Source organism: Anaerophaga thermohalophila DSM 12881 (assembly GCF_000191885.1).
GTDB lineage: Bacteria > Bacteroidota > Bacteroidia > Bacteroidales > Marinilabiliaceae > Anaerophaga > Anaerophaga thermohalophila.
Genome location: NZ_AEWI01000008.1, coordinates 1 through 19716, shown reverse-complemented (window position 1 = coordinate 19716; position 19716 = coordinate 1). Strand labels below are relative to the sequence as shown.

General features: G+C 40.8%; 15 protein-coding genes. 7 read left to right on the top strand and 8 right to left on the bottom strand.

Annotation, left to right across the window (positions count from 1 at the left end; translation table 11 throughout):
* Positions 1-5 precede the first annotated feature (5 nt).
* The 5 genes from ATH1_RS0103360 to ligA all read right to left on the bottom strand — a co-directional run bounded on the left by ATH1_RS0103360 (position 6) and on the right by ligA (position 7667).
* A complete protein-coding gene (locus ATH1_RS0103360; RefSeq protein ID WP_010417519.1) occupies positions 6-1655 on the bottom strand; it encodes a T9SS type A sorting domain-containing protein in 1650 nt (549 codons plus the stop codon).
* A gap of 145 nt (positions 1656-1800) precedes the next feature.
* The gene (locus ATH1_RS0103355; RefSeq protein ID WP_010417516.1) at positions 1801-3198 is read right to left on the bottom strand and encodes a COG3014 family protein; all 1398 of its coding nucleotides are present in this window, start codon (positions 3196-3198) and stop codon (positions 1801-1803) included.
* A gap of 385 nt (positions 3199-3583) precedes the next feature.
* Positions 3584-4174 (bottom strand): penicillin-binding protein activator LpoB, encoded by a 591-nt coding sequence (locus tag ATH1_RS0103350; RefSeq protein WP_010417514.1) that lies wholly within the window; start codon positions 4172-4174, stop codon positions 3584-3586.
* A gap of 114 nt (positions 4175-4288) precedes the next feature.
* Positions 4289-4819, bottom strand: a complete 531-nt coding sequence (locus ATH1_RS0103345; protein ID WP_245531694.1) for a DUF6913 domain-containing protein — start codon at positions 4817-4819, stop codon at positions 4289-4291.
* An 844-nt stretch (positions 4820-5663) separates the two neighbouring features.
* Positions 5664-7667, bottom strand: a complete 2004-nt coding sequence (gene ligA / locus ATH1_RS0103340) for an NAD-dependent DNA ligase LigA (protein WP_010417508.1) — start codon at positions 7665-7667, stop codon at positions 5664-5666.
* A gap of 181 nt (positions 7668-7848) precedes the next feature.
* On the opposite strand from ligA, the gene ATH1_RS22425 reads away from it, so the two are divergent.
* On the top strand, positions 7849-7974 hold the full coding sequence (locus tag ATH1_RS22425; RefSeq protein ID WP_280959753.1) for a hypothetical protein: 126 nt from the start codon (positions 7849-7851) through the stop codon (positions 7972-7974).
* Positions 7975-8034: 60 nt separating this feature from the next.
* Here ATH1_RS22425 and ATH1_RS0103330 read toward each other — a convergent pair whose 3' ends face one another.
* From ATH1_RS0103330 to ATH1_RS0103320, 3 genes are all read right to left on the bottom strand, one after another.
* Entirely contained in the window at positions 8035-8301 is a 267-nt protein-coding gene (locus ATH1_RS0103330) for a hypothetical protein (RefSeq protein ID WP_010417506.1), read from the bottom strand.
* Complete coding sequence (locus ATH1_RS0103325) at positions 8288-8656, bottom strand: phage holin family protein (RefSeq protein WP_010417503.1); 369 nt, start codon at positions 8654-8656, stop codon at positions 8288-8290. The genes ATH1_RS0103330 and ATH1_RS0103325 overlap by 14 nt, the downstream gene beginning before the upstream one ends.
* Positions 8657-9329: 673 nt before the next feature.
* Positions 9330-9608 carry a YtxH domain-containing protein gene (locus ATH1_RS0103320; protein WP_010417502.1) on the bottom strand — a complete coding sequence of 93 codons (279 nt, stop codon included), beginning with the start codon at positions 9606-9608 and terminating at the stop codon, positions 9330-9332.
* Positions 9609-10004: 396 nt separating this feature from the next.
* Here ATH1_RS0103320 and ATH1_RS0103315 point away from each other — a divergent pair, with 396 nt between their 5' ends.
* The 6 genes from ATH1_RS0103315 (at position 10005) to gltA (ending at position 19433) form a co-directional block, all read left to right on the top strand.
* Complete coding sequence (locus tag ATH1_RS0103315) at positions 10005-12227, top strand: RelA/SpoT family protein (RefSeq protein WP_010417500.1); 2223 nt, start codon at positions 10005-10007, stop codon at positions 12225-12227.
* 653 nt (positions 12228-12880) lie between these two features.
* On the top strand, positions 12881-14008 hold the full coding sequence (locus ATH1_RS0103310) for a universal stress protein (RefSeq protein WP_010417495.1): 1128 nt from the start codon (positions 12881-12883) through the stop codon (positions 14006-14008).
* An 801-nt stretch (positions 14009-14809) separates the two neighbouring features.
* A complete protein-coding gene (locus tag ATH1_RS0103305) occupies positions 14810-15841 on the top strand; it encodes a threonine aldolase family protein (RefSeq protein WP_010417492.1) in 1032 nt (343 codons plus the stop codon).
* A gap of 57 nt (positions 15842-15898) precedes the next feature.
* Complete coding sequence (locus ATH1_RS0103300; protein ID WP_010417489.1) at positions 15899-16564, top strand: rhomboid family intramembrane serine protease; 666 nt, start codon at positions 15899-15901, stop codon at positions 16562-16564.
* Positions 16565-17103: 539 nt separating this feature from the next.
* Positions 17104-17931, top strand: coding sequence for a sulfide/dihydroorotate dehydrogenase-like FAD/NAD-binding protein (locus tag ATH1_RS0103295; protein ID WP_010417486.1), 828 nt, complete (start codon positions 17104-17106; stop codon positions 17929-17931).
* Between the two features lie 14 nt (positions 17932-17945).
* Entirely contained in the window at positions 17946-19433 is a 1488-nt protein-coding gene (gltA, locus tag ATH1_RS0103290; protein WP_010417483.1) for an NADPH-dependent glutamate synthase, read from the top strand.
* Positions 19434-19716: the final 283 nt, after the last annotated feature.

The window sequence follows — 19716 nt, the reverse complement described above, 5'->3', positions numbered from 1 at the left end:
ATCTGCTAAGGAGCAATTACAATTTGCTTCGTAATTGTTTTTTTATCCGTAAACAGTTTTAGAATATAATTGCCTGGTGAGATGCCTGCAACGTTAATTTTGGAAAAATCCCCGTTGTTCTTCACGGATTTCACTACAATCCCTTTCATATCGATCAGGTCAGCCCTTTCAATTTTCTCTGAGGTCTCAATATAGATAATCTCCTTAACTGGATTTGGATAAATCCTGAAATTATCATCATTAATGTTTGGCAGGGCGGTAGCTACAGACATTTGCACATCAACGGTCGTTCCTTCTCCATTGACGGTAAAACTTCCATTATAATCTTCGTAACTCTCATGTGTTACCTTTAAATTGTAGGTACCATCGGGGAGTTTGAAATAACCATTTCCATTTCCATCAGTTGTTCCTTCATCTCCGGTTCGTTTTGGAATTTCAATTTGTGCGTAGGCAATGCCATTAGCCGGTGTAGCATTGTCATGTACATAAATTGTAATGTCATAACCATTGACGAACTGAAGGTTGTCTACAAGCAGAACAGAACCTGCATGAGGATTTTCTTCTCCGGCAAAAATACACATGTTGACCGTGGCGGGGGTATAGTCATTATAATATAGTGGCATTACAAATTCCTGGTATCCCGATGTTTCAAAAAAATCGGCTGCTCCTCCGCCTACCCATCCCGACATGTTGTCTTTAAAAGTGGCATAAATGTGGGCATTATCGGTTCCAGATGGTGTATAATTAATAGCTCCTGTAAGGAAATCAGGTTCATCTGTATAATCAACTCTTGCATTATCCCAGAGGTCGTCTCCATAGCATAGGGCTCCAGTCATTACTTCTCCGTCCCTCTCGATATTGGTTAATTTCGCAGCCAAAGAACCATTGTAGAAATCGGTTGAAGATGAAACGTTCGCCACACCATCTTCCGATAATTCCATATTTGTAGAAGTCCAGTATTCCGGGTCGTTAATAGTGTAGTCCGACCAGTTTTCAAAACTGAAATTGGGAATTGAGGTGCTTACCTCCGATCCTCCGTTGAAAAGCCGGACATTGTCGACCTGTATCCAACTACCGACTGCAACATTGGCGGGATTTTCAAAGTCGCTGCTGACGAATCCTATCATGATCCCGGCAGGAGTGCCGGTGTATGATATTGGTAATGTCTGAGTGGCCAGAGTTGTTGTTTGAGTACCGGAAAAATCCAGCAATCCTCCTCCAATAGCGTTTCCGCCATCATCATAGACCTCAACCATGGCATATCCCGTATCTCCACTTTGAATATCATACTTTGCATCAAACTGTAGCTGGTCAACAGCCTCTGTCCAGGGAATACCTCCTGAAGGTCCTGACTCATCAACTTCGCCTAATATGGCAAAGCCCATGTAAGGTTCTGGATCCTCCGGGTCCTCAATGGTAGTCAATTTAAGAGAGTAGGTGCCATTGGTAGCTTCTTGCACACGGGTATTAACCAGGTCGGCTGCTTCATAGTCTTTTTCTACTTCCCAGCTATCGGGAACAAACGCAACGGGAACATCTTCCCAGTTTTCAAAGTCACCGTTGTTTATGGGAGTCTGGGCAAAACTTTGTGTTGTCAATATGCCGGCAATTACCAGCATTCCAATTTTTTTTTTGTTTGGTAAAAGTGTTTTCATAAGAAGTGAAGTTTTAGATTAATTTGAGAACAAGAAATTGTAGACACTAAGATATATGTCAGGCAATTAAGTTAATAATAAAAAAAGCAGAAATCAAATTTAGTTTTGGGAAAAGAGTAGAACAGGTTATGGAAATAGGAATTTGTCAGTACATTTCCGTACTGTTCATCGTATGGAAAGAGTAAAACGTGGTTTGTTCAGGTTCAATTTCCACTTGAATAGCGGCTCTGTCGGAATTTTTGCCTGTAAATTGCAAATCGACAGAATGTTTTCCCGCCGGCAGAGATATACGGGCATAATATACCGAATGTGGTAAAGATTGCCAGTTGCGTGTATCAGCTCTTTCGGTGAGTGTATTAACAATGCTGACAATGGTACCGAGATTTTCGTTTTCGTTGTTGGCTAATTTCTCCATTGCTTTTTTGGTAGCAACACGCAATAAGGCATTTCCCAGTTCACGCAGCATGCGATCGTGCAAACACTGAAAGGCTATTTTATTGATGTCCTCAGCTTTTTCAAAAGTAATGGTTGTGTCATTATATAAAACCATGCCTCTCGAAAACAAAGGCTTGCGTTCCACATATCTGGGAAACGCAACGCTGAAAAAAGAAAGGTCTTCAAAGGCAGCTCTTTCTTTTGAAGAAAGGTTAGAGGAATGATAAGAATAGTTAAGCCCGAGTTCCGGGTTTCCGAGTGTGACAAACCCGTTGTTAAAGCCGTAGTTGGTAATGGTAATGTTCCATTCCGACTTCACCGGTCCCATACCGTTAAGCCAGAAAAGAAGAAGTTCACCATGGTTCTTTCCGGGTAATTCCGGGGCTTTCATGTTGAATTGATTCTCGTATCGAATCACTTCGTCAGCGAAACCTGTAAGTTTTGCCGTGCGAAGGAGGTCTTTTTTTAGCTGTTCCGGAGCACTCATGCCGAATAATTCTGAATAATCATCTTCATACACTTCCAAAGCATTGCGGTAGGCAATAAATGCATTATTGTAATCTTTGGCGGCATCGTATATCATCCCCATCAGGTTATGGGCAAAAGCATCGCGCTGATATTTGTTTTTGTGGTCTTTGTATTTGTCGTTGATCTGTTGCAGACGTATGTTGATGCGACGGGCTTCCACCAGTGCTCCTTCCAGGTCATTCAAAGCGATAAAGCCAAGCGCTTTGTAAAAATGGACCATAATGACTTCAAAATCTTCGGGACGATAAGGTTTTACCATGGGATTGGAGACCAGCGACAAAGCCTCCCAGCCAAATTGTTTCGAATAATCTTCAATATAATAATCGGCCTGATTCAGGAAATCAATACTTTTTCGGTAATCTCCCATCATGTAGGCAACAACACCACGATTCATGTAATAGAGAACCCTGTTGTTGTTTTGCGACCAATTTGTGTCGTTGCTCATCATCCGGTCAGCTTTTTCGAACTGACCTCTTGCTATGCTCGACTGTACCTGATAGGTTTTTTGATAAAATGTAGCACAGGCGGCAATTGCTGCCGCCAGTGCTATTGTGAACAAAACCTTCAGATAACGATTCATAAAGGACGATTATAAATTATCAATCAACTACTATCCAACTAACCAATTAACCATTTGACCATCACCCGGGATGAGATTCTTCGCTTCGCTCAGAATGACAGGAAGGTCTCTTTGGTCATTCTGAGGAGGAACGACGAAGAATCTTTCCTGTTATCAATGAGCAAATCAGGTTAAGGTTGAGGTTCAGGTTGAGAATTCACCACTGATGACACAGATTTACTATGGAACTTTGTTCAATTACCAATTAATCAATCACTGGATGAGATTCTTCGCTTCACTCAGAATGACAGGAAGGTCTTTTTTGTCATTCTGAGAAGGAACGACGAAGAATCTTTACAATTATCTTAATTACCAATCAATCAATACCTGGAACAGCATTCGGCATCTAATTCTTTATATACTTTCTGATTTTCTTTTCCCCGATCCAGACAATTTCACTGGTTTCAATATCGGTAAGCTCCAGATTGACCTGATAGTAGTTGACCTTTTCTTTTTTATAGGTATCAACGATGGAGGAAATGTCGCCGTTCAGGATAAAGTCTGCACCCAGTTCTTTGCCCCAGGCTTTAACAGTTTCGGGCGAAGCAAATTCCTGCTGGGCTGCACGTTCGCGACGAAGTTCTTCACGTTTATCACCGGCCTGAACCAGGCGAACTTTCCCGGAGTTGATAAATGCTCTTTCCACATCTTTGATGAAAGTCTCTGCTTCAATGTGTTCATGTGATTTGTTGTAAACCAGTCCGACGATTACAACCGGTCTTTTCCCGTCATGCTTTTCCTGGAAATTCGGGAGCCATTGTGCATCTAAAATTTGTTCAACCATGGCTTCTGCTACCATTCGGGAATCAGTATCATTCCAGCGTCCGCTGAGGTCTATTATTTCTTCGGTACCGACACGTTCAACCTTCCTGGTTGCGCAACTTTGCAATATAGCCACAAAGGCAAGCAAAGAGAGAAAATAAATGGGTGTTTTCATATTTATTAAGTTTAAGTTCTGAAACATAAATGGATAAATGATATAGACATTTGCCTGTGGAAAGTCAGATATCTATAATATGGATGAATCTAAATATCTTCCATCTGGTATTTATTAATTTCCCAGGTATCGTTCTATTTGTTCAATAAGTTTTTCCGGCTCATAACCGGGCAATTCAAATGTCAAATCCAATGCATCGTCATTAATGCCGGCAAAACCAATTTTCAACCCGGCCTTAGAGAGTTTAAGAACGGCCGCCGCTGCAAAATCTTTGCAGGTTGAAAATACAAACAGCGCATCAGGTTTAGCCGATGTAAATTCAATAACTTCTTCGCTCTTTGGCAAAAAGAAATATGAAAAATCTTTCAACGTCGAAAAACAGACTGTTTTGTCACTGATGAAATTTTCTTCCGGGTTTATTGTATTGAAGTAACCCAATGCCCGCACTTCTGTACCTTGTGACTGCAACTTTTTAATAAAGGCCTTTACAGTTTTTCGGCACCGTTCTGAATGGGCATCAAAAAATATGCCGGCTTTTTTTAAATCGCCAATCTTCTTCATCCGGACATGGCGATGCTGCTTTTTTAGTTGACGTTGCAACAAAAAATTTCCGATTGTTTCTCTTTGTTTTCTGAATGGTATCACGAGTGCTAATTTTTTCTACGAATAAATTTGCTGCCAAAAACTACTTGGTATAAGCAATGCTTTGCCGTGTATTGTAATTGATTGTAGAGTCCAGTCTAAAAAGCATCTTTGTTGCCAAACTCGTTGTTGTTTTAAATTTTTGCATCCTCATTAACAATAAGTTAACTCCGGTACAAAATTTAAAACGCCTAACCTGGACAAGCCAGAGCCAAAAATAACTAAAAAGCTTAAGTCATAATTTGTCGGATTAGCTAATTGCTACGCAATTATTTTTTGTTGTCAACAAAACGAGCATGGCAAAGATTGTCACAATAGAACATGTATAAAACTCTTACATGCGAGTTCCATCAGACCAATAACTTAGACTAATTTTATACTGATGAAACGAGCATGACAAAGATTGTCACAAAAGAACATGTATAAAACTCAATCATGCGAGTTCCATCAGGCCAATAACTTAGATAAATTTTATACGGATGAAACGTGCATGACAAGGTTTGTCACAACAGAACATGTATAAGTTCTTGCATGCGAGTTCCATCCGACCTTAATAATTAAATTTTATACGGATGAAACGACTGGAAGGAGTTCGAAAACACCTTAAAAAATCAATTATGATGTTGTCAATGACACGAATAACTGTTGCATCAAAGATGCGACTAAATTCGTGTTAATTCGCGCAAATTCGGTGATCCAAACAACAAATGGCGCAGCCGTTTTATAAATATTTTGCCAAAAAATACAACAAAATTAGAGATAAGGCCCAAACAGCCCAAACAGCCCAAACAATCTAACAACCCAAACAATCTAACAATCTAACAATCTAACAGCCTGACAATCGCTCTCAGGAATTAATCAGGCTTAAAAATTGGTCTTCGTTTAATATTGTAACCCCATGTTTTTTAGCTTTCTCAAGTTTAGCAGGGCCCATGTTTTCACCGGCTATCAGGTAATCTGTTTTGCCTGTGACCGATCCCGTATTTTTCCCGCCATGTCTTTCAATCATTTGTTTTAGTTCGTCGCGCGAAAATTTTGTAAAAGTACCACTGATGACAATGGATTTTCCTGCCAGTTTCCGCGATTCAAGATTGTTTTCTTCTTTTCCTTCCAGTTTAAGGCCATACTGTTTTAGTTCTTCAATCATTTTGCGATTGGCTTCCGACTTAAAGAAAGCGATAATGCTTTGAGCGATTTTTTCGCCTATCTCATCAACGGCTGTTAACTCTTCTTTGGTGGCAGTAGCCAGCTTATCTATCGAAGGAAAAGCAGCGGCCAGTTTTTTGGCCACCGTTTCGCCGACAAAACGGATGCCAAGAGCGTAAAGAACACGGGGCCAGGGAACTTCTATTGATTTTTTTATACTATTGATAATGTTACGTGCGGACTTTTCTCCCAGGCGTTCCAGGTTGACAAGTTGAGAAGTTTCCAGGCGATAAAGATCGGGAATGGTTTTTACCAGGCCATGGTTGAAAAGCAGATTGATGGTTTCGCTGCCCAGTCCGTCTATATTCATAGCGCCGCGCGAAATGAAATGTTCTAGTTTCCCTTTGATTTGCGGCGGACAACTGGCTGAGTTGGGACAATAATGCGCGGCTTCTCCTTCGAGACGCATCAGTGGAGCTCCGCATTCGGGACAATTTTTTATGAATTCGATCGGACGACTATTGGAAGGACGTTCTTCCAATACTACACCGGTAATTTTGGGAATAATCTCTCCGCCTTTTTCAACAGTAACAAGATCGTTGATGTGCAGGCCTAAACCTGATATGATGTCTGCATTGTGAAGAGATGCACGTTTTACAGTTGTCCCTGCCAGCCGGACGGGCTCAAGATTGGCCACCGGTGTCACCGCGCCTGTTCGTCCTACCTGAAAATCGACCGATAATAATCTGGTGCGGGCTTCTTCGGCTTTAAATTTATAGGCAATGGCCCATCGGGGTGATTTGGCGGTAAAGCCAAGCTGACGCTGTAATGAAATGCTGTCTACCTTGATAACGGCGCCGTCGATCTCGAATGGTAAATCTTTTCGGTCTGTTTCCCATCTGCGGACAAATTTTAATACATCGTCAATGGAGTGACAGATTTCCATGTAAGGCGAAATTTTGAGCCCCCATGATTTTGCCAACATCAGGTTTTCGTAATGACTGTCGGTTGGTAACTCTTCTGCCAGCAGGTAATAAAGAAAGCAGTCGAGAGGCCTTTTAGCCACGAGAGAACTGTTTTGTAGTTTTAGTGAGCCGGCAGCTGCATTGCGGGGATTGGCAAATGGCGGTTCTCCGGCCTTTTCTTTCTCCCGGTTGAGCCGTTTGAATCCTTCGATGGGCAGAAAAATTTCGCCCCGTATTTCAAATTCAGGAAGAAAATTGCCCTTTAATTTCAGGGGTACAGAGCGAATGGTTCTCACATTCCGTGTTACATCATCACCCACAGTACCGTCGCCGCGGGTAACAGCCCGCTGAAGTTGACCGTTTACATAGGTAAGACTAATGGAAGTTCCGTCATACTTTAACTCAGCTACATACCGGAAATTTTCACCTACTTGCCTGACTATTCTGTTGTGAAAATCTCTGAGTTCCTGTTCGGAATAGGTATTACTGAGCGAGAGCATCGGATACTTGTGCTGTACCTGCTCAAATTCCTGTGTCAGGTCGCTGCCTACACGCATGGTCGGACTGTCAGGATCGGCAAATTCGGGATATTCTGCCTCTAAATCGGCCAGTTCACGCATTTTATGGTCAAACTCCTGGTCCGATATTTCGGGTTGATTCTCAACATAATATTTGAAATTGTGATGGTTGAGTTCCTCTCTCAGTTCATCAATTCGTTGTCGGGCCGCTGTTTTGTCCATCTATGACTGGTTTTTGTTTAAATTACATTGGATTGCCGGTTAGCAAATTTAGCTTTTTTGATGAAACGAGCATGACAATGATTGTCACAACAGAACATGTATAAGTTCTTGCATGCGAGTTCCATCCGCCCTCAATAAATAAATTATGTACGGATGAAATGGTTCTTTTAATGCAGCGGACATGGCAAAAGAACCAGATAAAAGGCCTCGTTCACAGGCAAAGTCCGATGACAAACCTGACCGTGGAAATAGTTTTGGCAGGGATAAGGAAGATACGTCTGGTCGTAAATCCGTTAAAAAGAGTTGAGGAATTACGTGCCAAAGAAATGCAAAAATCTCGCGATGCTCGTGAAAGGCGTAAAAAGAATCATGCGTCTTTTCTCCTGCTTCTTCTGTTTCTTCCCAAAAAGTACTCCTTGATTCTGTTTTTCAGTTCAATAAGCATAGGTTGTGCCCATTCGGTAACCAGGGAGGGGACCAACCTGACGGGATGAAGATAATAGCCCAGCTCGAGAAGTCTTATTTCGAGCTGCTTCTCGTTGTAACGGGCACGATATGCCAGGTGCATCTTTTCCGAACACAAATCTCTGTAACTTTTTATATGGCGGTAATCGTTTCTTTTATTCTTCTTCATCATGGTCGAATTTTGGGAACATTAATTCAATGAAATGCTGAACAACGGGTCGCTCAATAATTCTCTTGCGCAATAGCCAGAAGACCAATGCTGCCAAAAGGAAAAGACCACCCATTAAGGCAAAACCAAGGGCATAGGACCCCATCCATTTCCCGAGCAGAAATGCTGCAGCCAATGAAAAAAACATGAATACAAAAAAGAGCAGATACAGCAAAACTGTCTTGGTCATCAAATTTGAAAAAAACCTTGACAGTTCTCCGGCAATATGCAATTTGGTGAGGTCTACGCGTACCTTCACGTATTCTTCCAGTTCTTTCCTGAGTTCTTCCAGTTCTATGGTAATATTTTGTTTCATCCGTATAAAATTAGTCTAAGTTATTGGAATGGTGCAATTTATTATTCTTTAATTGATTTTAGATTCTTCGCTCCGCTCAGAATGACAGACTGTTTAATGTCATTCTGAGGAGGTAACGACGAAGAATCTGTTCCCTGTTTTTGGTTTCTTAGATGATTAAAGGTTAATTATACATGTTCTTTTGTGACAATCTTTGCCATGCTCGTTTCATCAGTATAAAATTAGTCTAAGTTATTGGTCGTATGTAACTTGCATACAAGTGTTTATACATATATACATATCTTTATTGAGGGAATCTCTCTAATATTCGTTTCATCTTAAATCTTATATCTAAAAATCTATTAATCTGTCATCGCACTTTTTGCCATGCTCGTTTCATCTGTCGTGATTAAGTGTGTTAGTGCAATGTGCAAATTTTTTCTCAAAATAAAAAAGTTGTTCTGTAAAGAACAACTTTTTTACTTGATTATGTGAGCATGTGCTTCTAAAAATGACTCTTACCTAAGTTTAGCGATAAGAGTTTTGCGAAGTATCGATCCGCTTGGCTCTAACGCTTGCTTGCAAGAACTTAGGTTAAACTGGTTTAATGTTATTACCTGGAAAGAGCCATTATTAAGTGACTGTCTGCAACCACGCAGGCGTAGCGCATTAAATGGCGCTTTAAGGACAGACACTATTTGGCTTTTTCCGGAGCTTTTCTATATTCTTCCATCAGTTTTTCGATGCGAGTTTCCAGTTCCTGAATTCTTTTCCGGGCTTCATCTTTCATTTCGCCACCCTTTTCTTTCATTTTTGCTCTCATCTGGTCCAGCTCTTCTTCCAGTTCGTCAATTTTGATCTTTATCTGACGCCGGGTATCTTCACCTGTTTGGGGTGCATATAACAAAGCAAGTGCTGTACCGACTGCAGCTCCTAAAATTAATCCACCTAAAAATAATCCTGTATTCTTCATATACATTTGGTTTTTAAAATTTAACATTCAACTATTTAAATATAAATAAAATTTTTCGGAATGTCAAACAAGGTTCGTTTTTTAGCCCTGATTTTTGAATATTTTGGTTTTTCTTAGTAAACTTTATAAACCATTAGACAGCTGATTGTTTGTTCTTTTAGTGTTGTGAAAGGGGCCGGAGCAGAGTGCTTTAACATTAATTTGAGCGTCTTCATCACCAGATTGTTTTATATTTGAGTCTGCAACCATTAACGCTACCTTTGTAATTGTTCTGGTACAGGATATTTTTGAACCGGCGTTTAGACGTTGTTAATGGACGATAATTAAACATTGAGATTGGCATAAGAGCCTTTCAGGAATGAACTCATATTTACCATTTAAAAGATTAAGTGTATCATGCCTGATTTGAATAAACCCGTATCTTCACAGGAGAGAAAAGATATATTAAAGAGTTACAGGTCTTTACTGAAGGCATCTGACGGAATAATTAAACCCGGTGATGTTCCGATGATACGTGAAGCCATAGCGGTATCGTTGCGCCAGGGCAAAAATCTGCGCAGGATATCCGGTACACCTGCTCTTCTGCACTCTTTGGAGATTGCCAGAATTGTTGTGGAAGAAATTGGATTGGGACGAACCTCTTTGATCTGTTCGTTGCTCTACGATGTCCTTCGCAATGGAGAGATTACCCTCGAAGAAATCAGACAACAATTTGATGACCATGTCGTTCTGATAATGGAGGGCCTTGCCAAGGTGGCCGATCTTTACAATCGAAATCCTTCCATCCGTTCCGAAAACTTCAGGAAACTGCTTTTTACATTTGCACAGGATGTCAGAGTCATTCTTATTATCGTTGCCGACAGGTTGCGCACAATGCGGACACTCGACAGGTATGACCGGGAAAGCCAGATTAATATCTGTTCAGAGGTATCTTATTTATACGCTCCAATGGCTCACCGCCTCGGACTATATAACATTAAATCGGAGATGGAAGACCTGGTAATGAAGTACACAAATCGCGCGATGTATAAATTCATTGCCAAAAAACTCAATGAAACCAAGCGCGCGAGGGATAAATATATACGCGAATTTATTGCGCCCTTAAAAAAAGAGCTTTCCGGGCAGGGACTAAAATTCGACATAAAAGGACGTACCAAGACCATTAATTCCATTTATAATAAAATGCGAAAACAAAACGTGGATTTCGAGCAGGTCTACGATCTTTTCGCCATTCGCATTATTATCGATACCGAGCTGAAGAAGGAAAAGGCCGAATGCTGGAAAGTCTATTCCATAGTTACCGATAAGTATCAACCAAACCCAAGCAGGTTACGTGACTGGCTGTCGGTGCCCAAAAGCAATGGTTACGAGTCGTTACATACCACTGTTCTGGGTCCCAACCACAAATGGGTGGAAGTACAGATTCGTACTCGCCGTATGGATGAAATTGCCGAGAAGGGACTGGCAGCCCATTGGCGATATAAAGGGATTAAAAGTGAAAAAGGATTGGATCAATGGTTGACCAATGTTCGTGAAATTCTTGAAAATCCCGAGGTTAATGCGGCTGATTTTATCGATGACTTTAAGCTGAACCTTTATGATGAGGAGGTCTTTGTTTTCACGCCTAAAGGTGATCTTCGACGTCTTCCTAAAGGAGCTACCATCCTTGATTTTGCTTTTGATATCCATTCTGAGATTGGGAAAAAATGTGTGGGAGCAAGGGTCAACCAAAAGAATGTTTCTATCAGATACAAACTGCGTAATGGTGACCAGGTGGAAATCCAGACCTCGTCGAATCAGGAACCAAAACAGGACTGGCTGAATATTGTTTCTACTTCAAGAGCACGCACCAAACTAAAACAGGCTTTACGCGATATTGAATATAAGGAAGCTGAGATAGGTCGTGAGATGCTGGTGCGCCGGCTTAAGAACTGGAAACTCGAATTAACCGATCAACTCATCGGCCAGCTGGTTAAACATTTCAGGTATAAATCTGTACATGATTTTTTCTGTGACATAGCGGAAGACAAGCTTGATGTTGTTGAAATAAAGGAATTTATTCTGAAAGAACGGGAAAAAGAGAAAGAGCTTTTGGAAAGTCAACAAGCTGGTCGCAGTGCCGAAAATTTTGTTACACCGGTCGAAACCGAAGAACATTATGGACATGATGTTTTATTGATAGATAAAAATCTGAGCAATGTCAATTTTCAGTTGGCCAAATGCTGTAACCCCATATTTGGCGATGATATTTTTGGTTTCGTTTCTGTAAACGCAGGAATTAAAATTCATCGAACCAATTGCCCGAATGCACCTGACTTGCGTAAGAAATACGGGTATCGGATTGTTCCTGCCCGCTGGACCGGTGAGGCCGGTGGTTCCTACCTGGCGTCGCTTAAAGTAACGGGTGAAGACGATATAGGCATCGTGACTAACATTTCACAGGTGGTTTCAAAGGATATGGGGTTGAAAATCCGTTCAATTAACGTTGATTCTCATGATGGTATATTTGAAGGAACACTATCGGTGTTTGTTGATAATAAACAGTCACTTAATACACTAATGAAAAAAATTAAGAATATAAAAGGGGTGTTTAATGTTTCCCGCTTTGATGCTGTGTGAGAATAGTTGGTGCAAAGGGCACAGGTCTTTGGCATATCCTTATATCCCAGCCTTATGTGCCATTTATGAGCCCGGTCTAAAAAGCATCTTTGTTGCTAAACTCGTTGTTGTTTTAAATTTTTGCATCCTCATTAACAATAAGTTAAATCCGGTACAAAAATTTAAAACGCCTGGATTTTGACAAAAATATGCTTTTTATACTGCACTCATTTATCCTTTTACCATTTCGAGGTATCCGTACCGATAGATAATTTTTCCTATCCACGGGTTAAGAGCTCTTATCCCATACTCTTTGTTACGTGCCTGTCAGCTGGATTTGATTTTCTTTCTTATTTTTCCTATCTTAATATTCAAAATAGTTCATTAAACTTTTACAAAAAACCGGCGATTATACCGTACTCATAAAATTAATCTTAACTTGAAATCTTAAAATCTAAGCCTGATTTATTCATGAGTTTTCGTGATGAGATGTTCAAATATCAAAAAATACAAGCCACTTCAGGTAAAACAGGAGAAGGGAATAATGTATTATTTTCGAGCCGGTTTTGTTGGGGACGCTTGCATTTCGCCGATAGTTGGCCATTGTAATAGAAAATTTATGAATCAGTCAGGTAAGAATTTATGAATTCAGAAATCATAAAAAAATTAAAGCTATGGCAGAAGATAAAGTAATAACTCTCGCAACACGTTCGTATGAACATGCTGAAATCATACGTTCTTTGCTCGAAAGCGAAGGAATTGAATGTTTCCTGGAGAATGTCAATCTGATTCAGGGATACATTTCAGACGGGGTAAAAATAAGAATTCGTGAGCAGGATCTGGAAAAAGCCGTGAAAATCATGGAGGACGTTGAAAGACCAGAACTTTTGAAAGCCGAAGAAAAGAAACGAGGAAGACCTTCCAAGTCCCGCATTCTATTACCTGTCGATTTTAGTGATTATTCATCCAAAGCTGCCGATATGGCTATGGACTGGGCAGCCAGGCTAGATGCTGAAATAACCGTTTTGCACGTTTTTTACAATCCGGTCATTAATACCCTCCCGTTTGCCGAAGCTTATGTGTATGACACAAGTATTGATGAAATGCTGATCGACCTTGAAGAAAAAGCCAGAGAGGATATGAACGGTTTCATGGGGCATTTGAAGCAACGAAAAAAAGATAAAGGACTTGAAAAATTACATATCCATACAAAATTGCTTCGCGGCGTGGCTGAGGATGAAATTATCCGGTTTAGCGATGAGTACGAACCTACAATAATTATAATGGGAACCAGGGGAAAAGACCGTAAGGCATCGGATTTGATTGGTTCTGTTACTGCTGAGGTTATGGAAGGTGCCCGGGTTCCTGTTTTGGCTGTTCCCGAAGATTTCGAATATAAGGGAATCGATAACATGAAAAAAGTTCTCTACGCCACCAATTTTGAAGAGTCTGATTTTGTTGCCCTCGATAAACTTGAAAAACTGGTTAAACCTTTGGATGTTTCTATTACCTTTGCACATGTGTGCGAAAAATCTTCCGATAAATGGGACAAGATAAAAATGGAGGGCCTGAAAAAATATGTGGAAGAGAAATTTCCTAATACCCAAATTGATTTTGACCTTATTCAGAACGAGGATTTCTGGGTGGGTATAGAAAGCTATGTCCGATCCAAAAATATTGACATCATCAGTCTTACCACTCGCCGGCGTAATATCTTTGCCCGCCTGTTCAACCCAAGCATCGGGAAGAAAATGTTGTTCCATTCAACCACACCATTACTGGTTTTTCATGCACGGCGATAAGAGTGAACCCGTCGGGAGTGGTTGGTGACAGGTTGATAGCGGTTTGCTTATGCAATACAGGAACGGCGGATTCTTTGGGAGCAAAGCAGCAGAACTGAGCGCCAATCCGCCGCTATTCCGTTCTCAGATTATTGGTTGCCGGGGATTTATATTACCTTGCGTGAGTGAAGGAAACAGAGCGTGAAGGGATCTGATGTTTATAGCTGACAATTATAAGCGCGACACATTAGGTGTCGTCTAATTAATAAAACGGGCATGACATAGGTTGTTTTAATAGATTAATAGATAATAGATTAATAGATAATAGATTAATAGATTATTAGATTAATAGATTAATAGATTTTTAGATTAATAGATTAATAGATTTTTAGATTTAAGATAGTAAGATGTAAGATAAAAAGAGCATGACAAAAATTGTTATAAAATTGTCAGGAATGTTAGATTGTCAGGAATGTTAGGATTGTTGGGATAGTTAGCTAATGTAATATCATTCTAACAACTAACATATCAACAATATTAACAACTTTAACAATTCTAACAGCCGTAACAGCCGTAACAACTTATTAATGTAAGATGAAACGAGCATGGCAAAGATTGTTATAAAATTGTTAGGAATGTTAGATTGTTAGGATTGTTAGCTAATGTAACTTATAATATTCTAATAACTAACACATTAACAATTTTAACAATTTATTAAATGTAAGATGAAACGAGCATGGCAAAGTTTGCCACAATAAGAGTATGTATAAGTTCTTGCATGCGAGTTCCATCAGACCAATAACTTAGACTAATTTTATACTGATGAAAGGATTTGCCAGCGACAATAATTCAGGGGTTCATCCTGAGATAATGAAAGCATTAGAGGAAGTTAATAAAGATCATGCAATAGGTTATGGCGATGATCCTGTTACCGCGCGTACTGAAAAGCTTTTTCAAAGCATCTTTGGTCAGACGGCCAAAGTTTTTTTTGTATATAATGGCACCGGGGCCAATGTTATTGCATTGCAAACTGCTACACGTCCGTTCAATGCCATTATCAGTTCCGAAACAGCCCATATTCATGTGGATGAATGCGGTGCTCCTGAAAAGCACACCGGATGTAAAATGCTGACACTGGAAACCCCAGATGGTAAACTTACTCCCGCTCTCATAGAAAAGCATCTGCATGGTTTCGGATTTGAACATCATGCACAACCCGCCGTTGTGTCTATTACTCAGGCCACTGAACTTGGAACACTGTATTCTATTGATGAATTAAAAGAATTGGCAGATTTTGTTCATAGCAGAGGTCTTTTCCTGCACATGGATGGTGCCCGTATTTCTAATGCAGCTGCCGCACTTGGCTGCAGTTTTCGTGAAATGACAACTGATGTGGGCGTTGATGTTCTTTCGTTTGGAGGTACAAAGAACGGACTCATGTTTGGTGAAGCGGTTGTGTTTTTAAATCCTGATCTGGCTGTCAATGCAAAATATGTTCGCAAACAGACAACCCAGCTACATTCTAAAATGCGTTTTATTGCAGCCCAGTTTGAAGCTTACCTGAAAGACGAATTGTGGCGTAAGAATGCTGAGCATGCCAACAGCATGGCAAAATTACTTGCCAACCGGCTGGAACCGGTTGATGCTGTTCAAGTCACTCAGAAAGTAGAGGTGAATGGTGTTTTTGCGGTTGTTCCCAGGCATATTATTGAACCGTTGCAGAAAAAATACTTTTTTTACATCTGGGACGAATCAAGAAATGAGGTAAGGTGGATGACTTCTTTTGATACTAAAGAATCAGAAATTATTGATTTTGTAGAGGAAATTAAACTTCTGTTACACAAAAACGGATAAGGCAGTCGATTTCGCTGGCCGTGTATCGGTGACTTCATCAATTCATTAGCTGACATAATGCACAGTGACCTGAAAACAGAGAGAAAAAGAATACTTTACAGTGCTGTATTCCCCATGTTTATGCTTTTTTTGATGTTTACGGTCAGATTAATTGAATCCCTCGAAGGTGCCAACTGGTACTTTTTGGGCATTAAACCCTTGTCATTACAAGGTTTACCGGGTATTATTACGGCTCCTTTCATACATGCCGATTGGGGTCACTTTGGTGCCAATGCCGGCCCCTTCCTGGTGCTTGGAAGTGTTTTGTTTTACGTTTATCGCGATATCGCATTTAAAGTGTTCGTATGGATATATCTGCTTGCGGGTATATGGCTTTGGTTTGGCGCACGCGATGCATGGCATGTAGGAGCAAGCGGACTGGTTTATGGAATGGCGGCTTTTCTTTTTCTAAGTGGAATTATTCGCAATTATGTTCCTCTGATTGCAGTTTCTATGCTGGTTATTTTTTTATATGGCGGTTTGTTTTGGGGGTTGTTTCCGGTAGAATGGCTCGTTGAGTATTCATGGGAAGCTCATCTTTGGGGAGCCCTGGCCGGAGTTGTTGTGGCTGTAGTATTCAGAAAAGAAGGTCCGCAGAAACCACCACCTCCCGAAGAAGATGAAAATGAAGAGGAAGAAGGAGATGATAGAACTTCTTATTGGCACATGGATACTACAAAGTAGAATTATTTCCTTATTTTTATGCATTGTAAATTAGAAAAGTCTATGCTTCTGTTTTTGCCTTCAACAAAGGTTATTATTACTTTTGCACTCAATTTTTTTCAAATTGTAAGTTTTAGCACGAAGTGAAACACTAAATTATAACTTTGAGGTTGATAATGAAATGAAATGAAACGAGCAGGGAACTTTGATTTATCATTTCGGCCACAAATTGTCCGTAACCTATAATGGTAGATAATTTATTAAACGATTTCGAATTCCTTTAGTTCTTTATATATCAAATTACGAATGAAACGAGCATGGCAAGGATTGCGATAACAGATTAATAGATTTTAGATATAAGATTTAAGATGAAACGAATAATATGACGGAGTTTCCCTTAATAAAGATATGTATAAATATTTGCATGTGAGTTCCATTCGACCAATAACTTAGATTAATTATATACGGATGAAACGAGCATGACAAAGTTTGTCACAAAATAACATGTATAAACCCTTGCATGCGAGTTCCATCCGACCTTAAAAATAAATTTTATACGGATGAATAAAATTGTTAGTAAAGAATTCTTCTCAGAAAATGTGGTTCGTCTTGAGATTGAAGCGCCACGCATAGCAAAAGCCCGTCGCGCCGGTCATTTTGTGATTGTGCGGGTTGATGAGAAAGGAGAACGTATACCCCTTACCATTTCATCGGCAGATACCTCAAAAGGAACAATAACCCTGGTAGTTCAGCGTGTGGGCGTTACATCGGGCAAACTGGCTGAACTGGAAGTCGGAGATACCGTTGCCGATTTGGTGGGCCCGCTGGGGCAGGCAACCGATGTGAAGAAGGTGGGTACTGTTTTGGCATGTGGTGGCGGTGTTGGGGTGGCACCCCTGTTACCCATTGTAGAGGCCAACAAAAAGGCCGGCAACAAAGTGATTTCCATAATAGCTGCCCGCACCAGGGATTTAATTATACTTGAAGACCAGATTCGCGAATTTTCCGACGAAGTAATCGTGATGACCGATGATGGTTCGTATGGTGAAAAGGGACTGATCACTGAAGGAATGGAAAAAGTTATTGCCCGCGAAAAAATTGATGAGGCTGTCATTATTGGTCCTGCCATCATGATGAAATTCGCTTCAGAGGTTACGCGTAAACATCAGATACCCACTATTGCCAGTTTGAATACCATTATGGTGGATGGTACCGGCATGTGCGGTGCCTGCCGGGTCACTGTTGACGGGAAAACCAGGTTTGTTTGCGTAGACGGCCCCGAATTTGACGCCCATAAAGTTGATTTTGATGAGATGCTTATGCGTCTTAACGGATATAAAGATTTTGAGAAAGATGCCAACGAACGTTACCTCAAAGAGCATCAATAAACCCTGAAGTTTTTATGGATAAAAAAGATATACTGAAACAAGAGCGTAATGCCCCCTGGCGAAAAGAGCTTCTTAGAAAGATAAAAAACAAAGAACGCACGAATATCGAAAGGGTTAAAATGCCCGAGGCGGACCCGATGGAACGCAGCCGTTCTTTTATCGAAGTTAACAGGGGGCTTTCTGCTGAAGCCGCCATGATTGAGGCCAGCCGCTGTATCGATTGCGCCAATCCAACCTGCATTGAGGGATGTCCCGTGGAAATTAATATACCAAAGTTTATTAAAAATATTGAACGGGGCGAATTTCTTGAAGCTGCGCACGTGCTTAAAGAAACCAGCTCGTTGCCTGCCGTATGCGGGAGGGTCTGTCCACAGGAGAAACAATGTGAAGCAAATTGTTTTTATACCCGGAAATTGAAAAAGCCGGCTGTTGCTATCGGTTACCTTGAACGGTTTGCAGCCGACTATGAAAGAGAAACAGGAAATATTTCCATCCCTGAACGGGCACCTTCTAAAAACAAGAAAATTGCATGCATTGGTTCCGGGCCTGCAGGATTATCATTTGCCGGTGAGATGGCTAAGCGCGGATATGATGTTACGGTGTTTGAAGCACTACATGAAATAGGCGGCGTCCTGAAATATGGCATTCCCGAATTCCGGCTTCCGAACAGCATTGTGGATGTGGAGATTAACAGTCTTAAAGAAATGGGAGTTAAGTTTGAAACCAATTTTATCGTTGGTAAAACGGCAACCATTGACGATTTGAAGTCAGAGGGCTTCGAAGGCTTTTTTGTTGGTAGTGGTGCAGGTTTACCAAGATTTATGGGTATTCCGGGCGAAAACCTTGTGGGCGTTCTGAGCTCTAACGAGTATCTTACGCGGGTTAACCTTATGGGTGCTAACAAAGAAGACACCGATACACCTATTCTGAAAGGGAAACGCGTAGCTGTTATTGGTGGCGGTAATACCGCTATGGATTCGGTACGTACTGCCCTCCGTCTTGGCGCCGAAAAGGCAATGATCATTTACCGTCGTTCTGAACAGGAGATGCCTGCAAGAATTGAAGAGATTAAACATGCCAAAGAGGAGGGGGTTGAGTTCCTTACTTTACAGAACCCCATCGAATATATTGGTGACGAAAAAGGATATGTTCGCCAGATAAGGGTTCAACGGATGCAACTGGGTGAACCCGATGCCAGCGGTCGTCGTCGGCCTGTACCCATCCCCGGTTCCGAATATCTGCTTGATGCAGATACAGTCGTGGTTAGTGTTGGTGTTTCGCCCAATCCCTTGATTCCCCAATCGTTGCCTGAACTGAAAACAACCGACTGGCACACTTTGGTGGTGGATGAGGAAAATCTTCAGACATCGGTTCCGTTTATGTTTGCAGGAGGTGACATTGTTCGTGGCGGAGCTACGGTAATCCTTGCCATGGGTGACGGACGAAAAGCTGCCGAGGCCATGGACCGGCAATTATCGAAGCAGGTTGAGAATGCTGTATAGTGCTGAAAAAAGGTATGAAGCAAGTCCCGGTTATTCGGGACGAGTTCCATCAGATTTTAAAAAAAGAATTTATGAGCCCGGCCTAAAAAGCATCTTTGTTGCCAAACTCGTTGCTGTTTTAAATTTTTGTAGCCTCATTAACAATAAGTTAACTCTGGTATACAATTTAAAACGCCTTGATTTTGACAAAAATATGCTTTTTATACCGCACTCATTTATACTGAGGAATCATCGTGTTTCTGGCATTTAAAAATCTAATGATCTAAGAGTGCAGTATAAAAAG